Source organism: Nitrosomonas supralitoralis (genome assembly GCF_003011925.2).
GTDB classification, from domain to species: Bacteria; Pseudomonadota; Gammaproteobacteria; order Burkholderiales; family Nitrosomonadaceae; genus Nitrosomonas; species Nitrosomonas supralitoralis.
In genome coordinates this window covers 1-2829 of record NZ_PXXU01000121.1, presented here as the reverse complement: position 1 = coordinate 2829, position 2829 = coordinate 1, and the positions used below count along the sequence as shown (strand labels likewise).

At 44.2% G+C, this 2829-nt stretch carries 3 protein-coding genes; 1 reads left to right on the top strand and 2 read right to left on the bottom strand.

From position 1 onward, the window contains the following. Positions 1–187 (top strand): hypothetical protein (locus C7H79_RS18175; protein WP_172592498.1); only part of this gene is annotated, 187 nt, incomplete at its 5' end. 415 nt (positions 188–602) lie between these two features. Here the strand turns inward: C7H79_RS18175 and C7H79_RS16775 are convergent. Next, complete coding sequence (locus C7H79_RS16775) at positions 603–1232, bottom strand: DsbA family protein (RefSeq protein ID WP_106708375.1); 630 nt, start codon at positions 1230–1232, stop codon at positions 603–605. 70 nt (positions 1233–1302) lie between these two features. Further along, positions 1303–2829 (bottom strand): putative bifunctional diguanylate cyclase/phosphodiesterase (locus C7H79_RS16770; RefSeq protein WP_119983679.1); only part of this gene is annotated, 1527 nt, incomplete at its 5' end.

Sequence of the window (2829 nt, the reverse complement as noted above, 5' to 3'; positions counted from 1 at the left end):
AGGACATATAATATCATCGGATAATATAGGTGCTGCACTGCTGCAACAAAATATTCAATTTACCGAATTCCGCATATCTCCTAACTTTGCACTTGATAGCACCATTTTAGGTGTTACACGAACAAGCGCTTACATTTCAACCGATAGAGGATCGACCTGGGCGCTTGCAGGTAAAGTTGAATGGTAGCGCGTCGACCCTAAAAATACTCAGCAATTATTTTTATAAAACAGAAAAGAGAGCAATCCATACATGGTTTGCTCTCGACGAAATAAGTTTTTTCAGGAGAATTCGAGCAAGTTTGTGTCTTTTCTCACCAAGTAAACCAAACAATGACTAGCAGCCTTTGCCTCAGATTCCAAGCGGCGGCGGCGACCTTCAGTAGAATTACTATGTGATCGCCACGCATCTTTTAGACAACCGAGCCTGAATCCTCTTGCTGTTCGTCTTCTATATTGTTCTCGCTTTCTGGCACCTTAGCAGCGCGGTCATATTTTGTTTCATCGAAGCTATAACAGTATCTATCGATTCATTTTTCGGCTATTACTGCCATGAAAAGACAGCGAATAGCAGCTAGTCTCAGGAAAATTGAATAATTTGTCTACTACTGGGATTTGGCAATTCTTATCTCATCCAGCATAGTTCTATGATTCAGATAATCAATAGCAATGGGGAACACCTTATCATTATGCGCCAGCCGCAAGGAGGGGTATGAATATACATCCATGTTTCTTGCCAGTTGAATTTGATGTTGCAATTCACTTTCAATCGCCGGACTTGTTAGATCTTCGATAAAAGCGCGCACGTCCAGTCCAATCTCGCGCGCGCAAGCTTGCAGGGTTTCTGGCAGAGATGGATTCATTGCTTGTTGGTAATAAGCATTCTGAATAGCACTTATCATTTCCGCCTCAGCATCCGCGCGTTGCTTGTTAGCAGCCAGTACAGCCCGACAAGATGGGTAAGTTGAACGAATGGGTATATTGCGTGACCAGAAATCCCAATTGAAGTGAACTTCTGGAACGGTAAGTTCGATGCGTTGCCATGCCTGCTGCACCATTTTCTGCGTTGCAAGCGGCATCGGCTGGATAGAATCCGGCGCGAGCCCGCCAACGAGATTAACAACCGCAATGTCTCGCGGTAGATCCTGCTGCAATGCAATCCAGCTTTGTCTGAATGCGTAGCACCAGCTGCACATCGGATCATGAATATAATAAAGAATAGTAGTGGGCTTCATAAGCTTATCACTCAAAAAATCAATAGGCTCGATTGATCTTGCATAACCGTGTTGATTTTTTCAATCATTATCAATTTTTTGTATTCAGGGTTTCATTAAGAACTTGATTACATTTATTTTCCCGAAGCCATGTCTCTAGTTCCTCAGCGGGTACCGGCCGATGAAACAGATATCCCTGATAATAATCACAGTCATGCTGATTCAGAAAATTTAATTGTTGCGCAGATTCCACGCCTTCCGCCAGCACATCGAGCTTTAGGCTTCTCGCCATGGCAATAATTGTAGCCGCAATTTCGCGATCATTACGATCGTAGGCCAAACCACGCACAAAACTTTGGTCAATTTTCAATTTATCAATGGGAAAACGTTTTAAATAAATCAGAGAAGAATAGCCCGTTCCAAAGTCATCTATCGCCATACGAACACCAAGGGATTTTAAAGTTTCCATCGTTTCGATCGATTGATCTGCATGCTCCATAAACATACTTTCAGTTAATTCCAGTTCCAGACAGGTTGCAGGAAGCTTTGTCTTCTCCAATACCTGCCGTATTAATTCGACCAGATTTTCAGATCGAAACTGTCGAACCGACAAATTAACAGCCATGACAAGCGGCGGCAACCCTGCATCCATCCAAGCACGGCCTTGAGCACAAGCGGTTTGCAGTACCCATTCACCCAGCGGAACGATCAAGCCAGTTTCTTCGGCAATCGGAATAAATTTCCCAGGTAACACCATCGCTTTACCGGGTGGTTGCCATCGTACTAAAGCTTCAACACCAACCACCTGACGACTCTTTGCATCAACCAAAGGTTGGTAATGGAGCACAAATTCACCAGCAATTAATGCCTGGCGCAACTCTGTCTCCAACACCAAACGCTCATTTGCAGCAATGCTCAAGGCTTTGGTATGGTAGCGATAGGTATTGCGACCCTCATGCTTAGCCAAATACATCGCCATGTCTGCATGTTGAATGAGTTCTGTAACGTTACTCGCATCATCAGGAAAAAGACTAACACCGACACTGGCGTTAATAAAAATCTCATGACCGCTAGGGAGAACAAATGGTGTGGCAAGTAAATCAATCAAAGTTTGTGCTACTACGGCCGGCTCATTGGAATCTCTGATATCTTCAAGCACGACCAGAAATTCATCACCCCCCAATCGCGCCAATGTATCCTCTTCGCGAAGCCGCTGTTTCAGACGTGAAGCTAACATAACCAAGAGTTCATCCCCAATCGGATGGCCCAGGCTGTCATTGACGTTTTTGAATCGATCCAAATCAAGATACAGTGTCGCAATTTGATTGCCATGACGCTGCGCTCGTTCAATGGCATGATGTAGTCGGGATTTCACCAATAAACGATTAGGTAAGCCGGTTAATGGATCATAATGCGCAAGGCGTGCCAGACGTGCCTCAGATAGTTTTATTTGTGTAATGTCAGCAAATACCCCAACATAATTACAAGGCTCGTTTCTGTCATTACATACCGTACTAATTGTCAGCCATTGAGGATAAATCTCACCATCCTTACGGCGATTCCAAATTTCTCCGCGCCAATACCCAACTTTGGTAAGACTCTCCCACATGGCTTGATA